Below are 23,493 nucleotides of genomic sequence, written 5' to 3'. Positions count from 1 at the left end.
GTGAGGACAGCAACTTGAGCGTTTCCGACGCCCGCCTCGCCCAGATCGCAGCCCGCTTCGCCGAACTCGAGGCGCGCCTGGCTTCGGGCACGCTTGAAGGCGCCGATTTCATCGCGGCCAGCCGCGACTATGCCGAGCTCGAGCCTGTCGCCCGCGTGGCCGAGGAAGTGCGCGAGATGCGCGGCGAACTCGTCAGCCTTGCCGCGCTCGACGACCCCGACATGCGTGAGCTGGCCGACGAGGAACTCGCCCGCATCCGCGCCGAGCTGCCCGAGGCCGAGCACCGTCTCGCCGTGGCCATGCTGCCGCGCGATTCGGCTGACGCACGCCCGGCCATGCTCGAAATCCGCGCCGGCACCGGCGGCGACGAGGCCGCGCTGTTCGCCGCCGACCTGTTCCGCATGTACGAACGCTACGCCGCCGAGCAAGGCTGGCGGGTCGAGACGATCAGCGTCAACGCCAACGATCTGGGCGGCTACAAGGAAGTGGTCGCCAACGTCGCCGGGCAGGGCGTCTTCGCCAAGCTGAAGTTCGAGAGCGGCGTCCACCGCGTGCAGCGCGTGCCCGTGACCGAAAGCGGTGGCCGCATCCACACTTCCGCCGCCACCGTCGCCGTCCTGCCCGAACCGGACGAGGTCGACGTGGCGATCGAGGACAAGGACCTCAAGATCGACATCTACCGCGCCAGCGGGGCGGGCGGGCAACACGTGAACACCACCGATTCGGCGGTGCGCATCACCCACCTCCCCTCCGGCCTCGTCGTCACCTGCCAGGACGAGCGCAGCCAGCACAAGAACAAGGCCAAGGCCATGCAGGTCCTGCGCACCCGGCTCTACGACATGCGCCGCGAGGCCGCGCAGGGCGCCGAGGCCGAAGCGCGCAAGGCCATGGTCGGCAGCGGCGACCGCTCGGAACGCATCCGCACCTACAATTTCCCGCAAGGGCGCGTGACCGATCATCGCATCAACCTGACCCTGCACCGCCTGCCCGAGATCCTCGAAGGCCCCGGTCTTGCCGAACTGATCGATGCCCTGATCGCCGAGGACCAGTCCAAGCGGCTGGCGGCGATGGATGGCTGAATGCGCAAGACAGGACGCTTGGCCCGAAATTCGGAAAGCACGCCGGTCCTGCCCGGCTGGTTGAGGCCCGTTTGCGCGGCATGACCGTTGCCGACGCCATTCGCGCCGCCACGCAGCGCCTGTCCGCCACCAGTGACACCGCACGGCTCGATGCCGAAGTCCTGATGGCCCATGCGCTCGGCTGCTCGCGCACGGACCTGCTGCTGCGACACATGACCGGCGCAGCGCCGGAAGGCTTCGCCGCGCTGGTCGAACGGCGCCTTGGGCACGAGCCCGTCGCCTACATCATAGGCAGCGCCGAGTTCTACGGCCTCGACCTCGCGGTCACGCCCGCCGTCCTGATCCCGCGCGGCGATACCGAGACCCTGGTCGAGGCGGCGCGCGAGGCATTCGCCTGGCGCGCCGCGCCAAGGCGCATCCTCGATCTCGGCACCGGCTCGGGTGCGCTCCTGCTCGCCGCGCTCTCGCTCTGGCCCCAGGCCGAAGGCGTCGCCATCGAACGCTCGCCCGAAGCCTTGGCCGTTGCCCGCGCCAATGGCGCCCGCCACGCGCCCGCGGCCCGCTTCCTTCCGGGCGACTGGACACAACCCGACTGGAGCGCCGACCTCGGCACGTTCGATCTCATCCTGTCCAACCCGCCCTATGTCGAGGACGAGGCCGACCTTGCCCTGTCGGTCCGCGCGCACGAGCCTTCGGCGGCGCTCTTTTCCGGCCCCGAAGGCCTGGACGACTATCGCGTTCTCGTGCCCCAACTTCCCGGTCTGCTGACCGACCAAGGCATCGCCATCGTCGAGATCGGCTGGCAGCAGGGGCAGGCCGTTTCCGCCATTGCACGGGCCTCGGGCATGACCGCGCGCATTCATCGCGACCTCGCCAATCGCGACCGGGCAGTGGAAATGGCGAAAATCGGCAATATTCCTCTTGGCAAGGGACCTGCGGACCACTAATTGTGATTTCAGGCAGGGGACGGATGAAGGCTTCCCGTCCCGGCCAGCTCCACCATTTGCAGGGATTATCGGCCAAGGCGGCCGGGACGAGCGCAGATGCTGGGAACCCCGATTCGCATGACGCGAGCCGGTGGCGGAGGGTTGCGCGGCATACGGGTTGCTCAAGCTTTACGAGAGGCCGCCCCATTTAAGGAAGTGCCTGAGTTGAATAACAATCGTGGTAACAACCGCCGTCGCGGTCGTGGCAACAACCGCCCGCAGAACGGTGGCCAGCAGCTCAACCGAATCGACAGCCGCGCCCGGGGCAATGCCCCGCAGTTGCTCGAGAAGTATCGAAAGCTCGCGCAGGACGCCCACCTCAATGGCGACCGCGTGCAGGCCGAATACTACCTCCAGTTCGCCGATCACTATTTCCGCGTGATCGCCGACACCCGCGTTCGTCAGGAAGAGCAGCGCGCCCGCCAGAGCGGTGGTGAGCGCTGGCAGGACCAGGACGTCGAGGACGATGGCGCGGATTTCAGCGTCGAGGGTGATTTCCCCGCTTTCGACCGCCCGGTCTCGCATCGCCACGACCGCGAGCAGCGCGAAGATCGCCAACCGCGCGACGACCGTCAGGATCGTGGCGAAGGCCGCCGCGACCGCGACGAGCGGCCCCGTGAAGATCGGCCCCGTGAAGATCGGCCCAGAGAAGATCGGCAGCGCGACGATCGCGGCGATGGCCGGCGCGAGAACCGCCGCTTCGACCGCAAGCGCGACCGTGACGCCGAAACCGAAGTTGCGGCAGCGGAGGAGACCCTCCCCGGCGAAGGCGTCCCCGCGATCGAGGGCGAGCCCATCGTCGACGCGAGCGAGAACCCGTTCGTGCGCGACAACCGCGTTGCGCGCGGCCTGCGCCCCCGTGGCGAACGCCGCCAGCGCCGCGACCGCAACGAAGACGAAGCACCCGCCACGCTTGACGCGTCGAGCCTGCCGCCGTCTATCGGCGTGCGCAGCGAACCCGCGCAGGACGTCGAAGCTGCCCCGGCTCCCGTAGCCGAGGAAGCCGCCCCTGCGCCGAAGAAGCGTGGCCGTCCCCGCAAGACCCCTGCCCCGGAAGCCACCGAGCCCGTGGAAGGCTGATCGCTGACCCCTCCCGTTCGCGGGAGGGGGGCGACGCCACGCCGCTTGCGATAGGCGGCGAGGCACCCCATAGCAGGCGGGCATGGTACGCCTCGGTCCGATCCCCCGCCCGCATCTCTACACAATCCTGGCCGGCGCTCTGGCCGCCTGCGGCTTCCAGCCGCTCGGCCTGTGGCCGTTCACGCTCGCCGCGCTCGGCTTTCTCGTCCACCGCATCGACGTGACCAGGACCTGGCGGCAGGCCCTGCTCGCGGGCTGGCTGTTCGGCGTGGGACATTTCACCGTCGGCAACGGCTGGATCGCGACCGCCTTCACCTATCAGGCCGAAATGCCCGCCTGGCTCGGCTGGATCGCGGTGTTCCTGCTCGCGCTCTACCTGGCGCTCTACCCGGCGCTTGCGACGCTCGGCGGCTGGTGGCTGGCAAGGACCCGGCGCGCGGCGCTGCTCCCGGCCTTCGCGGCGTGCTGGATCGTGGCCGAATGGCTACGCTCGTGGATTTTCACCGGGTTTGCCTGGAATCCGCTGGCAATGGTCACGCTTGGCGGGTTCGAACGGCCCGGCCTTGCCCTTTCCGCCCAATGGCTGGGCACTTACGCGCTCTCGGGCCTGGTGGTGCTGCTTGGCGGCTGGTGGCTGTTCGGCCTTCGCGCATGGGGCAAGGGCAACCGTTGGGGCGCCGCCGCCTATGCCCTCGGCCCGGCCATCCTCATGGTCCTGCCCCTCCATGGCGAGCGGCGCGAGGGAACGCTGCCGTTCACGCTTGTCCAGCCCGACGTCCGCCAGGAACTGCTCAACGATCCCGCCAACTACGAAAACCAGTTCCGCGACACCGCCGCGCTCTCTCTCCACCGCGCCCCTGGCGAGCGCCGCCTCGTGCTCTGGCCGGAAAGCGGCGTGCCCGATTTCCTGCGCCCCGGCTATGCCCGCTTCTGGTACGAAGAGACGACCTATGCCGCCGACCCCGCGCTGGCGCGCGAACGGATCGGACGCGTCATCGGCCCGGGCAGCCTCCTCTTCACCGGCACGACCGACCTCGAGCAGCGGCGCGGCCGCGTGGTCGGCGCGTGGAACGTCGTGACCGCGCTGGACAGCAACGGCGCGATCCGGGGCGGCTATGCCAAGGCGCATCTCGTGCCCTATGGCGAATACCTGCCGATGCGGACCATTCTCGAACCGCTTGGCCTGTCGCGGCTGGTGGCGGGCAGCATAGACTTCCTCAGCGGCCCCGGCCCCCGCACCGTGGACTTCGGCCCCCATGGCAAGGCCGGCTTCCAGATCTGCTACGAGATTATCTTCTCGGGCCAGGTAGTCGACCGCGCCAACCGCCCGGACTACCTGTTCAACCCCTCGAACGACGGCTGGTTCGGTTCGTGGGGGCCGCCGCAGCACCTTGCCCAGGCGCGGATGCGCGCGATCGAGGAGGGGCTTCCGGTGCTTCGTGCCACCACCACCGGGATCAGCGCGGTGATCGACGCGGACGGCGTCGTGCGCCAGTTCCTGCCCCAGCACCGCGCGGGGCGGATCGACGGAAAGGTGCCTCCGGCCCATGCGCCGACGCCTTTCGCGCGCACTGGCAACGCGCTTGCGCTTGGGTGGGCCGCAATTCTTCTTTTGATCGCGCTGGTTGCCACGCGGGCGCGGAAACGCTAAGCGGAAGGTCACATAAAGGTTTCTTTATATAGGACCGGCGATGCGCACTGATTATCTCTTTACTTCCGAAAGCGTTTCCGAAGGACACCCCGACAAGGTCTCCGACCAGATCAGCGACGCGATCGTCGACCTCTTCCTGTCGAAGGACCCCGAAGCCCGCATCGCCTGCGAAACCCTGACCACGACGCAGCTCGTCGTCCTTGCCGGCGAGATCCGCTGCAAGGGCGTCTACGAGAACGGCGAGTGGGCTCCCGGCGCCCAGGACGAGATCGAGAAGACCGTGCGCGATACGGTCAAGCGCATCGGTTACGAGCAGGACGGCTTCCACTGGGAACGCCTCGAGTTCATCAACCGCCTGCACGGCCAGTCCGCCCACATCGCGCAGGGCGTCGATGCCGCCGACAACAAGGACGAAGGCGCCGGCGACCAGGGCATCATGTTCGGCTATGCCACCGACGAGACGCCCGACCTGATGCCGGCGACGCTCTACTACAGCCACAAGATCCTCGAACGCATGGCCGCCGATCGCCACTCGGGCGCGGCCCCGTTCCTCGAGCCCGACGCCAAGAGCCAGGTCACCCTGCGCTACGAAGGCTCGCTGCCCGTCGCCGCCACCGCGGTCGTCGTCTCGACCCAGCACGCCCCCGGCTATGACGAAGGCGGCAAGGAAGCCGAGCTTCACGAATACGTGAAGCGCGTGGTCGCCGAGGTGATCCCACCGGTCCTGCTGCGCGAGACGAAGTACTACATCAACCCGACTGGCTCGTTCGAGATCGGCGGCCCCGACGGCGACGCCGGCCTCACCGGCCGCAAGATCATCGTCGACACCTATGGCGGCGCAGCGCCCCACGGCGGCGGCGCGTTCTCCGGCAAGGACCCGACCAAGGTCGATCGCTCGGCCGCCTACATCACCCGCTACCTCGCCAAGAACGTCGTCGCGGCCGGTCTCGCAACGCGCTGCACGATCCAGATCGCCTATGCCATCGGCGTGTCCGAACCGCTCTCGCTCTATGTCGACACGCACGAGACCGGCACGGTTGGCGACGACAAGATCGAGCAGGCGATCCTCGGCATTGCCAAGCTCGGCGGCCTCACCCCGCGCGCGATCCGCACGCATCTTGGCCTCAACAAGCCGATCTACCGCCCGACCGCGGCCTACGGCCACTTCGGCCGCAAGGCGGACGGCGACTTCTTCCCTTGGGAACGGCTCGACCTGGTGGACGATCTGAAGGCCGCTTTCGCCTGACGACCCGAACGACACCTAAAAGCACCTAAAAGCACCTGACCGCACACGAGCGGTCCCGAACGGCCCGTTTCGCAACCCGAAACGGGCCGTCATGGCATCCGGAGAGGCACCGGACGCCGCACGCACGGCCTGATGGGTTTCATCTCGGCTTTCCTACAGGCAGGCCGATCCGCACGACTCCGGCTTTTGAACGGAGTCGAACCCATGCGCGAGCTTACCCCCCGCATCGCCCTCGAACTGATCGCCCACGAAGGCATCGTCACCGAAGCCTACAAGGACAGCGTCGGCGTATGGACCTGGAGCGTGGGGATCACCGACGCCTCCGGCCACAAGGTCTTCCCGCGCTACAAGGACAAGCCCCAGCCGCTGGAGCACTGCATCGGCGTCTACCTGTGGCTGCTGCGCGAAAGGTACCTGCCGCCGGTTCTTGCCGCCTTCGGCCGGCACGATCCGAGCGAGGCGGAACTGGGCGCGGCGCTGTCGTTCCACTGGAACACCGGCGCAATCGCACGGGCGAGCTGGATCGGCCGCTTCGTCAAAGGCGACGTCGACGGCGCGCGCAAGTCCATGCTCGACTGGGCCCGCCCCGCCGCGCTGCTCCCCCGCCGCCGCAAGGAGCAGGCGCTGTTCTTCGACGGCAAGTGGAGCGAGGACGGCACCGCGCTGGTCTATGGCGTCGCCAGGCCCTCGTACCAGCCCGCCAGGGGCCGCCGCGTGGAAGTGCGCGGGCTGGTCGAGGGTCTGTTCGCCGATACCACGGCCCGGAAGACCTGGTTCGACAGGCTGTTCGACTGATCCTGTCCCGCGTCCGGGTGGCGCCTGCGCGCCGCTACCCGAACATGCCCCTCCTCGGCCCGAGGTAACCGAACAGGAAGGCGCCGACCTTGCGCATCTGGATTTCCTCCGCGCCTTCGGTGATGCGGTAGCGGCGGTGGTGGCGGTAGATGTGTTCGAACGGCTTGTGCCGCGAATAGCCGATGCCGCCGTGGACCTGCATCGCCCGGTCCGCCGCCTCGCAGACCAGCCGGTTCGCCCAGTAGTTGCACATCGACACCTTGTCCGACAGCTCGCGCTCGATCCGCTTGTGCCCGCCTTCCTCGGCTTCGAGGCGGTCCATGTCCCAGGCGGTCTTGCGGATCAGCAGGCGCAGCATCTCGCACTGGGTGGCCAGTTCGACGAGCGGGAACTGGATCGCCTGGTTGCGTGCCAGCTCCTCGCCGAAGGGCTTGCGCTCGCGCGCATAGCGCACCGATTCCTCGACGCAGAACGTGGCCGCTCCCAGCGACGAAGCGGCCTGGCGGATGCGGTTCTGGTGGACGAAGCTTTGCGCGATGGCGAGCCCGCCACCGACCGGCCCGAGGATCGCGCTGTCCGGCACCCAGACATTGGTGAACGAGACGCGCGGGTGGTCGGTGGGCATGTTGAACGTCCACAGGTATTCCTCGATCACCAGCCCTTCGGTCGGGTTGGGCACGAGGAAGCAGGTGATGCCCCGCGCATCGCCGTCCGCGCCGCTGGTGCGCGCGAACGTGGCGCAGTGGGTGGCGACGTGCATTCCCGTCGTCCACATCTTCTCGCCATCGATGCGCCAGCCGGGAACCCCGTCGCGCGTTTCGGGCACGGCCCGCGTTTCCATGTGGGTGGCATCCGACCCGTGGCGCGGCTCGGTCAGGCCGAAGGCGGTGCGGCGGGTTCTGGCAAAGCCGCCGTTGATGAATTCGTCCTGCTGCTCGGGCGTGCCGAAATGCTCGAACATGTTCACGAAGGGGAAGTTGCCGACGATCGAGTGTTCGTTCTGGAGATCGTTGTGCAGCCCAAGCCCCCTGGCGGCGAAGTGATCGCGGATCACCGCCATCCACAGGTTGGTGCCGTCCTTGCCGCCGTACTTCTTGGGCGCGGAAAAGCGCCAGTGGCCGGCGGCATCCGCGCGGCGCGTCGCCTCGACCAGCAGGGCCTCCCATTCGTGGCGCGGCAACCCGCCGTTCTCGAAATCGGTCCGCGCCCATTCGCGGCGGTGATCGAAGAAGCGGATGTTGTCGTCCGCCTCCTCGAGCGGCTTGATCTCGGCCTCGATGAAGGCGTCGAGTTCGGCGACATAGGCGGCAAGATCGGCGGGAATGTCGAAGTCCATCAGCGGTGCTCCCAGAGCGTGCGTGCGCGTGCCAGCGCGGGATATTTGGGCATGTCGGCGGAAAGGGTGGACAGCGCGCGGCGGCGCAGCGCGGCAAGCAGGCCGGGCGTGGAAAGATCCTCGTGCCCCGCCAGCAGCGAATCGGCGAGCGCCTTGTCCGAAATGGCGGGACGCCCCGCCAGCTCGCGGCGGACGATGCCAAGCGCGTTCTGCGCCACCGCCAGTTCCCATCGCTCCCGGCCGTCGAGCTTGCCCTTCACGGTCGCCGCCAGCCATTCGGACACGGCAGTGAGGATCTCCGCCGCCGACGGCTCGCCGGTACCGGCATTGGCTGGCGGGCAATCCGTCGGCAGGGGCCGCGCGCGCTCCGCCTCGGGTGCCTCGCTTTCAAGCAGCAGCAGCAGGTCGAGTTCCTGTTCCGTGCAGCGCCGGGCGACAACCACGCGTTCGAGCGAGCGGTCGGTGCCGCTACGCCAGGATTGTCCCATCGACAGGCAGCCCAGCGCCCACCACACCGTGCGGTAGACCAGCCAGAAGCGGAAACGAGCGGGATCGAACCGCTCGCCGCCCGCCGCCTCGTAGGCGCGGGCCAGCGTCGCAACGTCGGTCAGCCCGAAGCCCTCGCGGTCGAGCTGGCCGAAACGCCAGACCGTCATGCAGCCATAGGCGAGGTCCTCGTGCCCGTCGCCAAGATGCGCCAGTTCCCAGTCGAGCACACCCGACAGGCGGCCTTCGTGGACCATGAGATTGCCGATACGGAAATCGCCGTGGACGACGACCGGCGCGGCTGGCGGCGGCAGGTGCGCACGCAGCCAGGCGAGGCCCAGCGCGATGATCGGCCGATCACCCCCCGCGTCCGCGAACTGGCGGGCAAGGCCTTCGACGCCTTCTGCCGGTTCAAGCCGGGGAAGGAACGGTACGCTTGCCGGATCGAGCGCGTGGATGCGCGCCATCGCCCCGGCGAGGTCGGCGGCGAGATCGGCGGCCGGTTCCGGCGGGGAGGCAAGGGCGACGGCAGGGTCTGCCGTGCCCGGCAGGCAGCGCATGATGAACCCGATGCCGAAGGCGTCCTGCGGGGTCAGCTCGGCCACGACCTCGGGAGCGGCGACGCCGCCGGCATGGGCGCGGCGGATCAGTTCCGCCTCGCCCGCCATGTCCAGCGGCCGCGCGGCGATCCATTCGGCCGAGGGAGCCCGTCGCAGGACGAAGCGGTCGTCCCCGCAGGCGAACAGCCACGATTCCATGTTGGCCCCGCCCGAGAGGCGCTGCAGGCCGCTGACCGGCGCCGCAAACCCCGCCCGCGCCATGACCTTCGCCAGCGCGCCTTCCATCACTCCTCCGTCTCGGGCCTCTCTGCGACCCTTCGGAGGGACTATCCTTAACCGATCGATTAAAGTCCAGCGCGAATCTTGCCGGGCATTCGGGTTCCATCCGATTCGCCAATCTGCGCGGCCCATGCGCCAAGGTGTGTGCAAAGGTACTTTGCTGCGGAATCGCAATGCGTTACTTATGTTAAAGACGAGGAAACCGGGATCGGGGTATCAGGGTCGCATGAAGTTCCGCACCGCAAGGATCATCGCAGCGCTCATGGTCGCCGCGCCCGCGCTTGTCGCAACGGTGCCAGCCGTGCAGAGCCGCGCGACGGTTTCGCTCCAGGACCAGCGCGACCAGGCCATCCAGCAGCAGGTCGCCGCGATCGCCGCCGAAGGGCGCGGCCGGATCGGCGTGGCCGCGATGGACCTCGATGGCGGCGGACAGATCTTCGTCAACGGCGACATGCCCTTCCCGATGGCCAGCACGGCGAAAGTCGCCGTGGCCGCCACGTTCCTCGAACAGGTCGAAAAGGGCAACTTCCGGCTCGACCAGCAGTTCCCGATGATGGTGCGCGTGGCTGAGACGGGCCGGGTTTCCGCCGAGGCACCGCTGCGCGCCGGCACTGTGATGACCGCGCAGAGCTTGATGGAACTGATGATCACCCGCAGCCACAACGAGGCGACCGACGGGCTGATCCACGCCGTCGGCGGGTACGAGAACGTCAACCGCTGGTTGACGCGCAACGGCATCACCGGCCAGCGGCTGGACCACACCATGGCGACGCTGGTGCGCGACGACGGCAGGATCGATCCGGCCAAGGTGATCGACACCCGCACGTCCAGCACTCCGCGCGCGATGATCGCGCTGCTCGCGGCGATCGACCGTGGCGGCGTGCTTTCACCCGAAAGCCGGGCCGTCCTGCTCGACACGATGACCCGGACCAGCACCGGCAAGACCCGCATCCGCGCCGGCCTGCCGGTCGGCACGCTGGTCGCGCACAAGACAGGGACGCTTTCGGGCGTGACCGACGACGTCGGCATCATCCGGCTTCCCGACGGTCGGCACCTGGCGGTGGCGTTCTTCGTGACCGGCCCCGAGGGCCATGCCGCCCACGCTGCCCTGATCGCGCGCATGACGCGGGTGATCTACAACGGCTACAGCACCCCCGTCGCCAAGAGCACGCAGGACCTCGTCCGCCGCTAGGCTCGCTTGCGCCCCTGGGTCGGGGCCGGAATTGCCAGGCTTTCCCGTGATTGCCGCTTCGCTTCCAATGGCGAAGCTGCCTGCCGCCTGAGCGGATCGATGCCGCATGCGCAGGATCTGCGGCATGCCGGCTTCCCTGAGCGCGCCACGCTGCTCTTGCTGCACGACCGCAAAGACAAACAGGCAAAGAGAAAGGGGCGCAGCCGGTACCGGCCACGCCCCCCTATCTGTGTAACCTGCCCTTGCGGGCGGGGATTACATCGAAGCAGCTTCGCTCGCGTCAGCGGCGGCTTCCGAAGCGGCGCCCGAAGCGTCGGCAGCGACGTCGGTGGCAGCGTCGGTGGCTTCGACAGCAGCTTCGGTGGCTTCTTCAGCCGGCTTTTCCGAGCAGCCAGCGAGAGCAAAGGCGGTGCCGGCGACAGCGGCGAGGATGAGCTTGCGCATGCGTTACAATCCCTGGATTGAAGTGAACCGCGCCGGGCAAGCAGCCCGCCGCAAAGCCTACTCAGCCGGTAGACTTCGCGACCCAATTAATCGCCAATTCATCGCGTTGCAAGCACAAGACGTATGCAACCTGTCGCAACCTGCCTATCGCGCGGGCCGGCCAGCCTTTTTTTTGCCCGATTTCGGGGCGTTCAAGCGCCCTTCGCGCGCGCCGAACCGAAGGCGAAATTCTCTTCTCGCAATTGTTCGTGCTGGCCCGATGACGAGGCCGTGCCGCCCTGCTAACACCCCCCGATGGACGAAAAGCAGCATCTCTACCTGGTCGACGGTTCGGCCTACATCTTCCGCGCCTATCACCGCCTGCCCCCGCTGACGAACCCGCGCGGCGTGCCTGTCGGCGCGGTCTATGGCTATACGACGATGCTGTGGAAACTGGCCGAGGACCTGCACAAGGCGGACGGGCCGACGCACCTGGCGGTCATCCTCGACAAGGCGGGCACCTCGTTCCGCAACGACCTGTACGACCAGTACAAGGCCAATCGTCCGCCGCCGCCCGAAGATCTCGTCCCGCAGTTCCCGCTGATCCGCGATGCCACGCGCGCCTTCAGCCTCGCCTGCATCGAGGAGGACGCGCTCGAGGCGGACGACCTCATCGCCTCCTACGCCCGCGCCGCCACGCTGCGCGGCTGGGACGTGACCATCGTTTCATCGGACAAGGACCTGATGCAGCTTGTCGGCAAGTGCGCGACCGGTGGCGGGTGCATCGACATGCTCGACACGATGAAGAACCAGCGCATCGACATTCCCGAGGTGGTCGAGAAGTTCGGCGTGCCCCCGGAAAAGGTCGGCGACGTGCTGGCGCTGATGGGCGATTCGGTCGACAACGTGCCCGGCATCCGCGGCATCGGCCCGAAGACCGCGACCAAGCTCATCCAGGAACATGGCGATCTCGAATCCGCGCTTGCCGCCGCGCCGACGATGAAGGCGGGCAAGCTGCGCGAAAGCCTGATCGAGCAGGCGGAAATGGCCCGCCTCTCGCGCGTGCTGGTGGCGCTCAAGGAAGACTGCCCGCTGCCGGTCCCGATCGAGGACTTCAAGCTCGGCCAGATCCCGCGCGATCCGCTCGCCGCGTTTCTCGAGGAACACGGCTTCACCAGCCTGCTGCGGCGGCTGGACGACGGCAAGGGCAGCCCCGGGCCGAAGACCCAGCTCAACCCCGCCAAGCCCGACAACAAGGCTGCGCCCGCCGCGCCCGAAGGCAACCGCCAGGCGCTACCCTCGTGGCCCGCGCCCGACCTCTCGGCCTATGCCTGCGTCCAGTCGATGGGCGAACTGCAGCAGTGGATCGCCCGCGCCTTCGAAGCGCGGGTCGTCGCCATCGATACCGAGACCAGCGCGCTCGACGCGATGCGCGCCGACCTGGTGGGCGTAAGCCTCGCGCTGGGCCCCAACGATGCGTGCTACATCCCGCTTGGCCACGGCGGCTCCGACATGTTCGCGGAAAAGCCCCTGCAGGTGGACCGTGCCGAGGCGCTCGCCGCGCTCAAGCCGCTGCTGGAAAGCGACGCGGTGCTCAAGGTCGGCCAGAACATCAAGTACGACCTCAACATCCTCGCCCGGCAGGGGATCATGGTGTCACCCATCGACGACACGATGGTGATGAGCTTCTGCCTCGATGCGGGGCGCAGCGAGACAGGTCTTGCCGGGCACGGGATGGACGAGCTGTCCGAGCGGCACCTGCTGCACACGACGATGAAGTTCAAGGAGCTGTGCGGCACCGGCAAGAAGGCGATCTCCTTTGCCGAAGTGCCGCTGGCCGACGCCACGCGCTATGCCGCCGAGGACGCGGACGTGACGTGGCGCCTGCACCGCCTGTTCCAGCCGCGGCTGGCCGGGGAAGGCGGCACGCGCATCTACCAGAAGGTCGACCGGCCGCTGATCCCGGTCGTCGCGATGATGGAACGCAACGGCATCAAGGTCGACCGCGAGCGACTGTCCGGCCTGTCGACCGAGTTCGCCGCCCAGATCGCGCGCCTCGAAGGCGTGATCCACGAGAAGTGCGGCATGTCCTTCACCATCGGCAGCCCCAAGCAGCTGGGCGAAGTGCTGTTCGACAAGCTGGGCTACAAGGGCGGCAAGAAGGGCAAGACCGGGCAGTATTCGACCGACCAGTCGGTGCTGGAAGGCCTTGCCGCGCAGGGCGCCGAAGTGGCGACACTGGTGCTGGAATGGCGCCAGCTCTCGAAGCTCAAGTCGACCTATACCGACGCGCTGCAGGCCGCGATCAACCCGCACACCGGCCGCGTCCACACCAGCTACAGCCTGGTGGGCGCGCAGACCGGCCGCCTGTCTTCAAACGAGCCTAACCTCCAGAACATCCCGATCCGCACCGAGATAGGCCGCCAGATCCGCGATGCCTTCGTCGCCGAGCCCGGAAACGTGCTGCTCGCGGCGGACTACAGCCAGATCGAACTGCGCCTTGCCGCGCACATGGCCGACGTGCCCGCGCTCAAGGAGGCGTTCGCCGCCGGCGAGGACATTCACGCGCGTACTGCGATGGAAATGTTCGGCACGGTCGACCGCGATACGCGCGGACGGGCCAAGACGATCAACTTCGCTATCCTCTACGGCATCAGCCGGTGGGGCCTCGGCGGACGGCTGGGCGTCAGCGCGGACGAGGCGCAGGCGATGATCGACCGCTACTTCGAACGCTTCCCCGGCATCCAGCGCTACATCCACGAGACATTGGAGAGTGTGCGCGAGCGCGGCTATTCCGAGACGCTGTTCGGCCGCAAGACCTGGTTCCCGCGCATAAGCTCGAAGAACCAGGCCGAACGCCAGGGCAGCGAGCGCGCTGCGATCAACGCGCCGATCCAGGGCACCAGCGCCGACATCATCAAGCGCGCGATGGCCCGCATGATGCCCGCGCTGACCGAAGCGGGCCTCGGCCACGTGCGCATGCTGCTGCAGGTCCACGACGAACTCGTGTTCGAACTGCCCCAGGGCGACGTCGAGGCGGCGAAGCCCGTGATCGAGCGCGTGATGGCGACGGCGGCAGAACCTGCGGTCAAGCTCAGCGTGCCGCTGGGCGTCGAGATCGGCACCGGCCTGTCGTGGGGCGCGGCGCACTGAGGCGACAGTCCGGCCCTGGCACCCCTTGAGCGCGGCTCAGTTCAGCGCCGCGTAGCGCGCCAGGTCGCCGGTCCCGAGCATCAGCACCTGCTCGTTCGGTACGGAGTTGGTCAGCGCATAGAACGCCGCTGCCTGTTCGGCCGCGAGGCCCATCTCGCGGTAATAGTCGAGATAGGCGCGGTTGACCGGGTCGCCGGCGGCGAAGTCATCGGGTTCGCGGCCGTCCTCGTCGATCCAGGAATGGACGACGAAGGAAGCGTCTGCCGCCGCGCTCCGGCTCGCGCCGGCAAGGAACAGCTCGACCGCGCCTGAACGCACCGAGCCATGCTCGGGCACGTGGGTGGCGATGCCCCTGGCGCGGATCATCCGGCCAAGCCGCAGGTTGGCGAAATCGTCGACCGTGCCCGGACAGTCGGGCATTTCCAGCACGCGGATGCCGGGGAAGGCGCGCAGCATCGTCTGGAAATCGGCGGGCGAATGGCTGTCCGTCTCGGCAACGAGCGCGGCGCGGGCCGCGTCCAGCACCTCGAACGGCCCGAAGCTCGCCACGCCGCGAACGTCCGCGCGGGGCAGGCCGACGAGGCGTTCGGAGCCCGGTTCCTCCACCTCGACCACCGTTGTCTCGGTCCAGGTGACGCCGTTTTCGGTCCAGGTCCGCGTCGTCACCTCGCGCGAGGCGGCCGCCACCGGCTGGAAAGCCAGCAAGGCGCAGATCGCGGGCAGGGCGATGCGGCGGAACATGATCCGTCTTTTCCGCGCGCGCGGCTTGCCGAAGTGCGAAGGAAGCCGGTTAAATCCGGTTCACCATGTTCTGCGGGCGATCCCTTAGCCGCCCGGCTTTCGCTTCCGAAATGGCGAGATCGGCCTTCGCGCGCTTCCCCGCGGCATCTTGCCCGCGCAATGTCCGCGCCTGACAGGAGGGTTCATGGTCGCACTGGTTTCGACGGTCGCCTATCTAGGGCTGGAGGCGCGCGGGGTGGAGGTGCAATGTCAGGTGGCCCCGGGCCTGCCCGCCTTCCGCGTAGTCGGCCTGCCCGACAAGGCCGTTGGCGAAAGCCGCGAGCGGGTTTCCTCAGCGCTCTCCGCCCTTGGCCTCGCGCTTCCGCCCAAGCGGATCACGGTGAACCTCTCGCCCGCGGATCTGCCCAAGGAAGGCTCGCACTACGACCTGCCGATCGCGCTGGCGCTGCTGGCGGCAATGGGAGTGATCGATCTCGAGCAGATCGCCGACTATGTCGCGGTGGGCGAACTGGCGCTGGACGGGCGCGTGCTGCCCTCTCCGGGCGTGCTCCTGGCCGCGCTGCACGCCAGCGGCGAGGACAAGGGCCTGATCTGCCCCGCCGCGCAAGGACCGGAGGCCCGCTGGGCAAGCGGTATCGACGTGATCGCCGCGCCCGACCTCATCGGCCTGCTCAACCACCTCAAGGGCCTCCACCGCCTGCCCCAGCCCTCGCAAGGCGTGGCCGAGCCGCCGCGCCGCATGGCCGACCTGCGGCAGGTGAAGGGGCAGGAGACAGCCAAGCGCGCGCTCGAAATCGCGGCGGCCGGCGGGCACAACCTGCTGATGATCGGCCCTCCGGGCGCGGGCAAGTCGCTGATGGCATCGTGCCTTCCCGGCATCCTGCCCGAACTCACGCCTGCCGAGGCGCTGGAAGTATCGATGGTCGCCTCGGTCGCGGGCACGCTTGAGGAAGGGCGGATCAGCCGTGCCCGCCCGTTCCGCAGCCCGCACCATTCGGCATCGATGGCCGCGCTGACCGGCGGGGGGCTCAAGGTGCGGCCCGGAGAGGTCAGCCTTGCGCACCTGGGCGTGCTGTTCCTCGACGAACTGCCCGAGTACCAGCGGGCAGTGCTGGATTCGCTGCGGCAGCCGCTGGAAACCGGCGAAGTCACGGTCGCGCGCGCCAATGCCCATGTCACTTTCCCCGCGCGAGTCCAGCTCGTCGCGGCGATGAACCCCTGCCGCTGCGGCCACCTCGGCGATCCGGCGCTGGGTTGCAGCCGCGCGCCGCGCTGCGCCGGCGATTACCAATCGAAGGTCTCGGGCCCGCTGCTCGACCGCATCGACCTGCACGTCGAAGTCGATCCGGTGTCGGCGGCGGACCTCGCCCTGCCACCGCCCGCCGAAGGGTCGGACCAGGTCGCCGCGCGCGTGGCGCGGGCAAGAGCGGTGCAGACCGAGCGGCTGGGCGGAACGGGCCTGCGCAGCAATGCCGAACTCAACGGCGACCTGCTCGACGCCCATGCCACGCCCGACGAACCGGGGCGCAAGCTCCTCGCCCAGGCAGCCGAGGCCATGCGCCTTTCGGCGCGCGGCTATACCCGCATGTTGCGCGTGGCGCGCACCATCGCCGACCTGGCGGGAGCGGAAACGGTCGGGCGCATCCATGTCGCCGAAGCGCTCAGCTATCGACGGATCGCACCAAGAGCCTGACCGCCCGCAGAGCGCGGTCGTTGCAGCCTAGAGATTGCGCCCGAGGAAGATCAGCAGCATCGCGCCCAGCACCGATGCCAGGCACCCGGCGCGGTTCACGCCCTCGCCGAAAGTGCTGCCCGACCGCCAGCTCGCCAGCAACCCCGCCACCAGCGCGCCGCCCACGCCGAGCAGGACGGTCTTGAGCATCCCGATGTCGACATCGCCCGGGTAGAAGAACCGGGCAAGCACGCCCACGACAAGTCCGGTGAAGATGATCGAGAGCAGATTCAGCATGCGCGGCTCCATTCCTGTGGACACATCATATGGGGGCGGTTGACCGGTTCTTGTCCACAATTTGGTTGGCCGCGAACAAAAAATTCCGCCCGCCTTCATTTGCCACTTGAACAGCCGCAATCCCCGCGCGTCGCTGCACTGCACAATGACCCCGGCAGCGACGAAGCGAATCGCACGTGCGACGAATCGAGTCCCCCTGCCCGGCATTACCCTCTTGTGTCTGAATCAGGTTGAGGCACTATGGGTTGTGGTCGGGCTTCAGGGGGACCTCTAAACCTAGTTTAGGGCGCTTGGGCGTGTTTTGCGCGCGATGGCAACGCATTGCCTGCGCGCGAGGCACGGAAGCCGGACAGCGGAGTTATCGGGGCAGCACGCTTGCAGGGACATTCATGTTCCACTTTCGTTCCGCCTCCTGTAGGATCGGGCAGCGACGCCTGATTCGCGATTTGTGACTGATTTCCCGGTCCTTGCTACCGGGGTGCGAACGGGGGTTGAGACGTGGATTTCAGGACTGGAGACGGCTCCGTGGCGGCACAGGACGAACTCGCGCTTGCCGGTGCTCCGGCAGCAGCCGGAGAGGCAAAGGCGATGGACATGAACGCAAGGGACACGGGCAGCGATGCGCTCGTCGCCGGCATGGCGGCAACGGTTGCGGCAGCCGCCGTTGCGGCGGCACCCGTCAGCGATTCCAAGAAGGTCAACCCGCGCCGCTTCACCATCGTCACCGATGACAGCCGCGACGTGAACCTCACCGATTTCGGCAAGGATACGCTGGACGACCGCTACCTGCTTCCCGGCGAGAAGTACCAGGACCTGTTCGCCCGCGTGGCCGATGCCTATGCCGACGACCAGGAACACGCCCAGCGCCTCTACGACTACATCTCGAAGCTGTGGTTCATGCCGGCGACGCCGGTCCTGTCGAACGGCGGCACCGGACGCGGCCTGCCGATCTCGTGCTACCTGAACTCGGTCGACGACAGCCTCGAAGGCATCGTCGCCACCTGGAACGAGAACGTCTGGCTCGCCTCGCGCGGCGGCGGCATCGGCACCTACTGGGGCAAGGTGCGCGGCATTGGCGAAAGCGTCGGCCTCAACGGCAAGACCAGCGGCATCATCCCCTTCGTCCGCGTGATGGACAGCCTGACCCTCGCGATCTCGCAGGGCTCGCTGCGCCGTGGCTCGGCCGCCTGCTACCTTGACGTCTCGCACCCCGAGATCGAGGAGTTCCTCGAGATCCGCAAGCCGTCGGGCGACTTCAATCGCAAGGCGCTCAACCTGCACCACGGCGTGCTGCTGACCGACGAGTTCATGGAAGCCGTGCGCGATGGCGCCGAATTCCACCTGCGCTCGCCGAAGGACGGCTCGGTGCGCAGCACTGTCGATGCGCGCTCGCTGTTCCAGAAGCTCGTTGAAACCCGCCTTGCCACGGGCGAGCCCTACATCGTCTTCAACGACACCGTGAACCGCATGATGCCCAAGCATCACCGCGACCTGGGCCTTAAGGTCTCGACCTCGAACCTGTGCTCGGAAATCACGCTGCCCACGGGCCGCGACCATCTCGGCAACGACCGTACCGCCGTCTGCTGCCTGTCGTCGCTCAACCTGGAAACCTGGGACGAGTGGAACGGCGACAAGCGCTTCGTCGAGGACGTGCTGCGCTTCCTCGACAACGTGCTGCAGGACTACATCGACCGCGCGCCCGACGAGATGGCCCGCGCCAAGTATTCCGCGGCGCGCGAACGCTCGGTCGGCATGGGCGTGATGGGCTTCCACTCCTTCCTCCAGAAGAAGGGCATCGCCTTTGAATCGGCGATGGCGAAGGCGTGGAACCTCAAGATGTTCAAGCACGTCGCCGCCAAGGCCGACGAGGCATCGATCCTCCTCGCGCAGGAACGCGGGGCTTGCCCGGATGCCGCCGAAATGGGCGTGATGCAGCGCTTCTCGTGCAAGATGGCGATCGCGCCGACCGCGTCGATCTCGATCATCTGCGGCGGCACCTCGGCCTGCATCGAACCGATCCCGGCGAACATCTACACGCACAAGACGCTGTCGGGCTCGTTCGTGGTCAAGAATCCGTACCTGCAGAAGCTTCTCGCCGACAAGAGCAAGGATTCCACCAACGTGTGGAACTCGATCCTCGAGCACGGCGGCTCGGTCCAGCATCTCGATTTCCTCTCGGTGGAGGAAAAGGCGGTCTACAAGACCAGCTTCGAGATCGACCAGCGCTGGCTTCTCGAATTCGCTGCGGACCGCACGCCATACATCGACCAGGCCCAGTCGCTGAACCTCTACATCCCGGCCGACGTCGACAAGTGGGACCTGATGATGCTGCACTTCCAGGCGTGGGAGAAGGGCATCAAGAGCCTCTACTACCTCCGCTCGAAGTCGGTCCAGCGCGCGGGCTTCGCCGGCGGCGTCGAGGCGGACAACACGGCCGAAGCCCCGAAGATCGAACTCGCCACGGCAGAGACCGACTACGAGGAATGCCTGGCCTGCCAGTGATGGCCGGCCGTTAGCACCCAGAGGTATCCGCATGGCCCATCCGGCAGTCACAGCGCGTCACCAGACGTCCGACCGGCTGCCGGAGGGCGCTTGCCCGTTACACCTCGCGACACTTCGCGGCTTGTCCTCGCATGCGACAATCCGCGACAAGAACCCCGCTTGCACGATCCCAGGCAGGCCCGCTAAGGCGGCTTTGTCCAATCTTGCGATCAATTCGCAATATCAAAGGGGTTCGTTACATGCGCAAGTGGCACCGCTGGATCACGGTGTTCTTCGGGGTCTTCATGATCTGGATGGCCTTCACCGGCGTCGCCAGCCACGTGACCGCGCTCTGGCCGGCTGGCGAGCAGGCCGGGCCACCGCCGGTTCCGCAGGGCTTCGTCTGCCCCGAGACCATGATGTGCCGTCCCAAGGCACCTCCGGGCGGCATGAAGTCGCTGGTCGGGTGGTTCCACCACCTGCATTCGGGCGAGGAATTCGGCCCCTTGGGCACCGCGATCTCGCTGATGACAGGGTTCGCGCTGATGTTTTTCAGCATTTCCGGACTGTGGATGTACTTCTCGATGTGGAAGAACCGCAAGGACCGCAGCCTCAAGCCCGGCTGGTTCTGGAAGTAGGCGAGTCTTTGATTGTTGCGCCCCTGACATCCGTCAGGGGCTTGCGGCACCGGCCCGCTCCCCCGCCCGGCCACCCACGAGAGTACCCTGAATGGGTGGCCGGGCGGGGGAGCGGGCCGGTGCCGTCAGGAAAGCCCGGATGGGCTTTCCGCACCCGACAAGCAAAGAAGAACGCCCCGCTTTGCAGCGAGGCGTCTTCCGGCCGCGTGGCGCGACCTGGTCCCGAAGGGGGCGGGACGTTCCTGCAGCCCGGAGGAGGGATGCGGGATGATCTCGCGCTCCTCCCGGACTTATTCTTCCTCGAGCATTCCGTAGGCCACGTCGCCATTGGCCGAGAGGCGCACCTTGTCGCCCTCGATTTCGGCAACCAGCCCGCACGAAAGGTAATGATGGTGGCCCGAATGGGTTCCGCCTTCATAGCCCGCGTCGGAATCGCGTTTCGTCAGCTTGATGCGGTGGCCTTCGACCGCGTCGACCGTGCCGACGTGGACGCCGTCGGCGCCGATCACTTCCATGTGCTCGCGGATGCGCGATGCAGTGCCGGCATCGGCGGAACCGCCCATCTGGCCGCTGCTGCCGCTTTCGAACTGCGACTGCTGGCCGGACTGGCCGCTCCAGCGCTCGCCGCCGACCTGCTGGTCCGCGCCGCCGGGGCTGCGCACGCCCTGCTGCGTCGGCCCGCCCGAGCCGGTGCCGGTTACCTTGCGCGAATCGTCGGGTTCATATTCGCCCATGAGAATTCTCCTGAGGCTTCAAGGGGATCTGGCCGCGCCCGGATGAGCGCAGGCCCTGTCACACGAACCATTGGGCAGACCACCGGTTCCGCCCCGTGCGCCGCCGCTTCGCCAGCCCGCGCGGCCCCTGCGCCGGACTGCGCGTCCGAACGCGTGCGCCTGCCCTTCCGGACAGTGGAAAACCGCCCATCAATCCCCGGCGGCGCCCCCTCGTGCGCTTTCGCCCGGCCCCGCCAATCCCTACATTCGAAGAATCAGCACAGGACGTCCGATCATGCCTCTTCTTGAAGCCCGCAACACCTACAAGCCCTTTGAATATCCCTGGGCCTACGAGTTCTGGAAGCGCCAGCAGCAGATCCACTGGATGCCGGAAGAGGTGCCGCTGGGCGAAGACTGCCGCGACTGGGCGCAGAAGATTTCCGAACATGAGCGCAACCTGCTGACGCAGATCTTCCGCTTCTTCACCCAGGCCGACGTGGAAGTGCAGAACTGCTACCACGAGCAGTACGGCCGCGTGTTCAAGCCGACCGAGGTCAAGATGATGCTCGCCGCCTTCTCCAACATGGAGACGGTGCACATCGCCGCCTATTCGCACCTGCTCGACACGATCGGCATGCCCGAGAGCGAATACGGCATGTTCCTCGAGTACGAGGAGCTGAAGGCCAAGCACGATTACCTGCAGACCTTCGGCGTCGAGACGGACGAGGACATCGCCCGCACGCTCGCCATGTTCGGCGGCTTCACCGAAGGGCTGCAGCTCTTCGCCTCTTTCGCCATGCTGATGAACTTCCCCCGCTTCAACAAGATGAAGGGCATGGGGCAGATCGTCTCGTGGTCGGTGCGTGACGAATCGCTGCACTGCGAAGGCATCACCCGCCTGTTCCACGCGTTCGTCAAGGAACGCGGCTGCCTGACCAAGGCAGTGAAGGAAGACATCATCGACTGCTGCCAGAAGACGGTGCGCCTCGAGGACGCCTTTATCGATCTCGCCTTCGAACAGGGCCCGGTCCCGGGGATGAGCGCCAAGGAAATCAAGCGCTACATCCGCTACATCGCCGACTGGCGCCTGTCGCAGCTCGGCCTTCCCGCGATCTACATGATCGAAGACCACCCCCTGCCCTGGCTCGCCCCGCTGCTCAACGGCGTGGAGCATGCGAATTTCTTCGAAACCCGCGCCACCGAATACTCGAAGGCCGCCACCAAGGGCGACTGGAACACCGTGTGGTCGAGCTTCGACAAGCGCCGCAAGGCCAAGACCGTGGCGAACGAGGAAGTGGCCGTGGAAGCCGACATCGACATGTTCGGCGCGGCGGGGATCGCCGCGGAGTGAGGCGAAAGGCGGCAACCGAGGTCCCGGACCGGAACGGTTGCCGCTTCACCCAACCAACTGGCCGAGGCATTCGACGAAGCCGCCTTGCCTTGAAAGGTCGATCTGGTGGACCGCCGCACCGCTTCGCCGGAATTCGCCGCGATCATCGCACGCGACAGCATCACGCTTCTCTGACATAGCCGCGCGATGGAATTCGACGACCAGATGCGCCGCTATTTCGGCACCGAGGACCTTGCCAGCGCAACGCCCGCCGCGCTCGAAGCGGGGATAGAGCGCATGCTGGTGGACTTCGGGCTGGAGAAGGACCGGTCGCGCCGCTTCGGCATGTGGTCGATCCTCTACATGCTGTCGTCCGCGCCCGATCTCGACGTGGCGTTCAAGGACGAGGCCGACCGCGAGGCGGCGCGCAACTTCATGGATCTGATCGACCGCGCGGCCGGAACCGATTGATCCGCTTCGGCAGGCGCAAGGGGTGGGCAGCCCTGCGGGCATGCGATAGACACTGCGGCATGACCCGCCTGATCCCCACCGCCATCGTTGCCGTTCTTGCAATGACGACACCGCTTGCCGCCCGGTCGGGCCCGCCCCCGGGCGATATGGGGCAGGGACCGGAGCAGGGTCCGGGCCGACCGCAGCGCGCCTATGCCAATCCCAGCGCACTGATCGCAGCCGACATCGCCTTTTCCCGGCTCGCGCGCGAAAAAGGCCAGTGGACCGCATTCCGCGAGACGGCCGACGAAACCGCCGAGATGTTCGAGGGCAAGCGCCAGGGCGCCCACGCGCTGCTCAAGGACCGCAAGGACCCTGCCGCCCCGGTGCAGTGGGCGCCGCAGGCCGCGTGGATAAGCTGCGACGGCAGTGCCGGCTTCACCTTCGGAGGCTGGCGCGAACCGGCAAGCGGCGGAACGGGCGCTGCCGGAGAATATGTCACCGTCTGGCAACGCCAGTTCAAGGGCAAGCTCGACTGGAAATGGGTGCTCGACGATGGCCAGCCCCTCGCCCAGCCGCTGCGCGATGTCGATTGGGCCGAGGGCAAGGTCGCCGATTGCCCCGCCCGGCGCCGCCCGGATGGGGAGGCCCCGCCGCAACCCGGGAGCAAGCGCGAACGCAGGGAGCAGGACAAGCTTCCGCCGCTGCGCCCCCTCGCCGGCCCTGTTCCTGCGCCTGACGCACCTCCGGGAGCGGACAGCAAGGACGGCCAGTCGCGCGACGGCAGCCTTGCATGGCGTTCGACCGTGATGCCCGACGGCAGCCGCCGCTTCACCGCATGGATATGGAAGGACGGCCGGATGCAGGAAGCCTTCGCGCGCACCTTTGCCGGTGGGGGGGCCTGA

Annotated in this window: 20 protein-coding genes; 14 read left to right on the top strand and 6 right to left on the bottom strand. The window is 67.5% G+C overall.

Going from position 1 to position 23,493, the window contains the following annotated elements:
• The first annotated feature begins 14 nt into the window (after positions 1-14).
• The 6 genes from prfA (at position 15) to SARO_RS01420 (ending at position 6,837) form a co-directional block, all read left to right on the top strand.
• Entirely contained in the window at positions 15-1,079 is a 1,065-nt protein-coding gene (prfA, locus tag SARO_RS01445; RefSeq protein ID WP_011443950.1) for a peptide chain release factor 1, read from the top strand.
• Positions 1,080-1,159: 80 nt separating this feature from the next.
• Complete coding sequence (gene prmC, locus SARO_RS01440; RefSeq protein WP_041549908.1) at positions 1,160-2,026, top strand: peptide chain release factor N(5)-glutamine methyltransferase; 867 nt, start codon at positions 1,160-1,162, stop codon at positions 2,024-2,026.
• 204 nt (positions 2,027-2,230) lie between these two features.
• Positions 2,231-3,145: a DUF4167 domain-containing protein gene (locus tag SARO_RS01435; RefSeq protein ID WP_041549906.1), complete on the top strand. Its 915-nt coding sequence runs from the start codon at positions 2,231-2,233 to the stop codon at positions 3,143-3,145.
• 82 nt (positions 3,146-3,227) lie between these two features.
• A complete protein-coding gene (gene lnt, locus SARO_RS01430) occupies positions 3,228-4,796 on the top strand; it encodes an apolipoprotein N-acyltransferase (protein WP_011443947.1) in 1,569 nt (522 codons plus the stop codon).
• A 40-nt stretch (positions 4,797-4,836) separates the two neighbouring features.
• On the top strand, positions 4,837-6,042 hold the full coding sequence (gene metK, locus SARO_RS01425) for a methionine adenosyltransferase (protein WP_011443946.1): 1,206 nt from the start codon (positions 4,837-4,839) through the stop codon (positions 6,040-6,042).
• 204 nt (positions 6,043-6,246) lie between these two features.
• Positions 6,247-6,837 (top strand): lysozyme, encoded by a 591-nt coding sequence (locus SARO_RS01420; RefSeq protein ID WP_011443945.1) that lies wholly within the window; start codon positions 6,247-6,249, stop codon positions 6,835-6,837.
• Between the two features lie 34 nt (positions 6,838-6,871).
• Here the strand turns inward: SARO_RS01420 and SARO_RS01415 are convergent, their stop codons facing one another.
• Together SARO_RS01415 and SARO_RS01410 are read right to left on the bottom strand one after the other, a co-directional pair.
• Entirely contained in the window at positions 6,872-8,173 is a 1,302-nt protein-coding gene (locus SARO_RS01415; protein WP_011443944.1) for an acyl-CoA dehydrogenase family protein, read from the bottom strand.
• The gene (locus tag SARO_RS01410) at positions 8,173-9,504 is read right to left on the bottom strand and encodes a phosphotransferase family protein (protein ID WP_011443943.1); all 1,332 of its coding nucleotides are present in this window, start codon (positions 9,502-9,504) and stop codon (positions 8,173-8,175) included. Before SARO_RS01410 ends, SARO_RS01415 begins: the two co-directional genes overlap by 1 nt.
• Before the next feature lie 220 nt (positions 9,505-9,724).
• On the opposite strand from SARO_RS01410, the gene SARO_RS01405 reads away from it, so the two are divergent.
• Positions 9,725-10,690: a serine hydrolase gene (locus SARO_RS01405; RefSeq protein WP_143004815.1), complete on the top strand. Its 966-nt coding sequence runs from the start codon at positions 9,725-9,727 to the stop codon at positions 10,688-10,690.
• Positions 10,691-10,945: 255 nt separating this feature from the next.
• Here SARO_RS01405 and SARO_RS01400 read toward each other — a convergent pair whose 3' ends face one another.
• The gene (locus SARO_RS01400; RefSeq protein WP_011443941.1) at positions 10,946-11,134 is read right to left on the bottom strand and encodes a hypothetical protein; all 189 of its coding nucleotides are present in this window, start codon (positions 11,132-11,134) and stop codon (positions 10,946-10,948) included.
• A 294-nt stretch (positions 11,135-11,428) separates the two neighbouring features.
• On the opposite strand from SARO_RS01400, the gene polA reads away from it, so the two are divergent.
• Positions 11,429-14,266: a DNA polymerase I gene (polA, locus tag SARO_RS01395; RefSeq protein ID WP_011443940.1), complete on the top strand. Its 2,838-nt coding sequence runs from the start codon at positions 11,429-11,431 to the stop codon at positions 14,264-14,266.
• A 36-nt stretch (positions 14,267-14,302) separates the two neighbouring features.
• Here the strand turns inward: polA and SARO_RS01390 are convergent, their stop codons facing one another.
• A complete protein-coding gene (locus SARO_RS01390) occupies positions 14,303-15,007 on the bottom strand; it encodes a hypothetical protein (protein ID WP_011443939.1) in 705 nt (234 codons plus the stop codon).
• A gap of 184 nt (positions 15,008-15,191) precedes the next feature.
• Here SARO_RS01390 and SARO_RS01385 point away from each other — a divergent pair, with 184 nt between their 5' ends.
• Complete coding sequence (locus tag SARO_RS01385) at positions 15,192-16,700, top strand: YifB family Mg chelatase-like AAA ATPase (RefSeq protein WP_011443938.1); 1,509 nt, start codon at positions 15,192-15,194, stop codon at positions 16,698-16,700.
• Between the two features lie 27 nt (positions 16,701-16,727).
• Here SARO_RS01385 and SARO_RS01380 read toward each other — a convergent pair whose 3' ends face one another.
• Positions 16,728-16,976 (bottom strand): GlsB/YeaQ/YmgE family stress response membrane protein, encoded by a 249-nt coding sequence (locus tag SARO_RS01380; protein WP_011443937.1) that lies wholly within the window; start codon positions 16,974-16,976, stop codon positions 16,728-16,730.
• Between the two features lie 498 nt (positions 16,977-17,474).
• Between SARO_RS01380 and SARO_RS01375 the strand changes: the two genes are divergently transcribed.
• Both SARO_RS01375 and SARO_RS01370 read left to right on the top strand, forming a co-directional pair.
• Positions 17,475-19,478, top strand: coding sequence for a ribonucleoside-diphosphate reductase subunit alpha (locus SARO_RS01375; protein ID WP_011443936.1), 2,004 nt, complete (start codon positions 17,475-17,477; stop codon positions 19,476-19,478).
• Between the two features lie 131 nt (positions 19,479-19,609).
• Positions 19,610-20,095: a PepSY domain-containing protein gene (locus tag SARO_RS01370; protein ID WP_083760750.1), complete on the top strand. Its 486-nt coding sequence runs from the start codon at positions 19,610-19,612 to the stop codon at positions 20,093-20,095.
• Positions 20,096-20,385: 290 nt separating this feature from the next.
• Here the strand turns inward: SARO_RS01370 and SARO_RS01365 are convergent, their stop codons facing one another.
• On the bottom strand, positions 20,386-20,658 hold the full coding sequence (locus SARO_RS01365; RefSeq protein WP_011443934.1) for a DUF2171 domain-containing protein: 273 nt from the start codon (positions 20,656-20,658) through the stop codon (positions 20,386-20,388).
• 445 nt (positions 20,659-21,103) lie between these two features.
• On the opposite strand from SARO_RS01365, the gene SARO_RS01360 reads away from it, so the two are divergent.
• The 3 genes from SARO_RS01360 to SARO_RS01350 all read left to right on the top strand — a co-directional run bounded on the left by SARO_RS01360 (position 21,104) and on the right by SARO_RS01350 (position 23,493).
• Positions 21,104-22,159: a ribonucleotide-diphosphate reductase subunit beta gene (locus tag SARO_RS01360; protein ID WP_011443933.1), complete on the top strand. Its 1,056-nt coding sequence runs from the start codon at positions 21,104-21,106 to the stop codon at positions 22,157-22,159.
• A gap of 186 nt (positions 22,160-22,345) precedes the next feature.
• Positions 22,346-22,609: a hypothetical protein gene (locus tag SARO_RS01355; RefSeq protein ID WP_011443932.1), complete on the top strand. Its 264-nt coding sequence runs from the start codon at positions 22,346-22,348 to the stop codon at positions 22,607-22,609.
• 59 nt (positions 22,610-22,668) lie between these two features.
• The gene (locus tag SARO_RS01350) at positions 22,669-23,493 is read left to right on the top strand and encodes a hypothetical protein (RefSeq protein ID WP_011443931.1); all 825 of its coding nucleotides are present in this window, start codon (positions 22,669-22,671) and stop codon (positions 23,491-23,493) included.

Origin of the sequence: Novosphingobium aromaticivorans DSM 12444, assembly GCF_000013325.1 — a bacterium.
Classification (GTDB): Bacteria; Pseudomonadota; Alphaproteobacteria; order Sphingomonadales; family Sphingomonadaceae; genus Novosphingobium; species Novosphingobium aromaticivorans.
This window is presented reverse-complemented; position numbering and strand designations above follow the sequence as displayed.

Coding starts and splice junctions, on each gene's coding strand:
- prmC (WP_041549908.1), top strand. CDS start 1,160: ATGACCGTTGCCGACGCCATTCGCGCCGCCACGCAGCGCCTGTCCGCC.
- lnt (WP_011443947.1), top strand. CDS start 3,228: ATGGTACGCCTCGGTCCGATCCCCCGCCCGCATCTCTACACAATCCTG.
- metK (WP_011443946.1), top strand. CDS start 4,837: ATGCGCACTGATTATCTCTTTACTTCCGAAAGCGTTTCCGAAGGACAC.
- SARO_RS01420 (WP_011443945.1), top strand. CDS start 6,247: ATGCGCGAGCTTACCCCCCGCATCGCCCTCGAACTGATCGCCCACGAA.
- SARO_RS01415 (WP_011443944.1), bottom strand. CDS start 8,173: ATGGACTTCGACATTCCCGCCGATCTTGCCGCCTATGTCGCCGAACTC.
- SARO_RS01410 (WP_011443943.1), bottom strand. CDS start 9,504: ATGGAAGGCGCGCTGGCGAAGGTCATGGCGCGGGCGGGGTTTGCGGCG.
- SARO_RS01405 (WP_143004815.1), top strand. CDS start 9,725: ATGAAGTTCCGCACCGCAAGGATCATCGCAGCGCTCATGGTCGCCGCG.
- SARO_RS01400 (WP_011443941.1), bottom strand. CDS start 11,134: ATGCGCAAGCTCATCCTCGCCGCTGTCGCCGGCACCGCCTTTGCTCTC.
- polA (WP_011443940.1), top strand. CDS start 11,429: ATGGACGAAAAGCAGCATCTCTACCTGGTCGACGGTTCGGCCTACATC.
- SARO_RS01390 (WP_011443939.1), bottom strand. CDS start 15,007: ATGTTCCGCCGCATCGCCCTGCCCGCGATCTGCGCCTTGCTGGCTTTC.
- SARO_RS01385 (WP_011443938.1), top strand. CDS start 15,192: ATGGTCGCACTGGTTTCGACGGTCGCCTATCTAGGGCTGGAGGCGCGC.
- SARO_RS01380 (WP_011443937.1), bottom strand. CDS start 16,976: ATGCTGAATCTGCTCTCGATCATCTTCACCGGACTTGTCGTGGGCGTG.
- SARO_RS01370 (WP_083760750.1), top strand. CDS start 19,610: ATGCGACAATCCGCGACAAGAACCCCGCTTGCACGATCCCAGGCAGGC.
- SARO_RS01365 (WP_011443934.1), bottom strand. CDS start 20,658: ATGGGCGGTTCCGCCGATGCCGGCACTGCATCGCGCATCCGCGAGCAC.
- SARO_RS01360 (WP_011443933.1), top strand. CDS start 21,104: ATGCCTCTTCTTGAAGCCCGCAACACCTACAAGCCCTTTGAATATCCC.
- SARO_RS01355 (WP_011443932.1), top strand. CDS start 22,346: ATGGAATTCGACGACCAGATGCGCCGCTATTTCGGCACCGAGGACCTT.
- SARO_RS01350 (WP_011443931.1), top strand. CDS start 22,669: ATGACCCGCCTGATCCCCACCGCCATCGTTGCCGTTCTTGCAATGACG.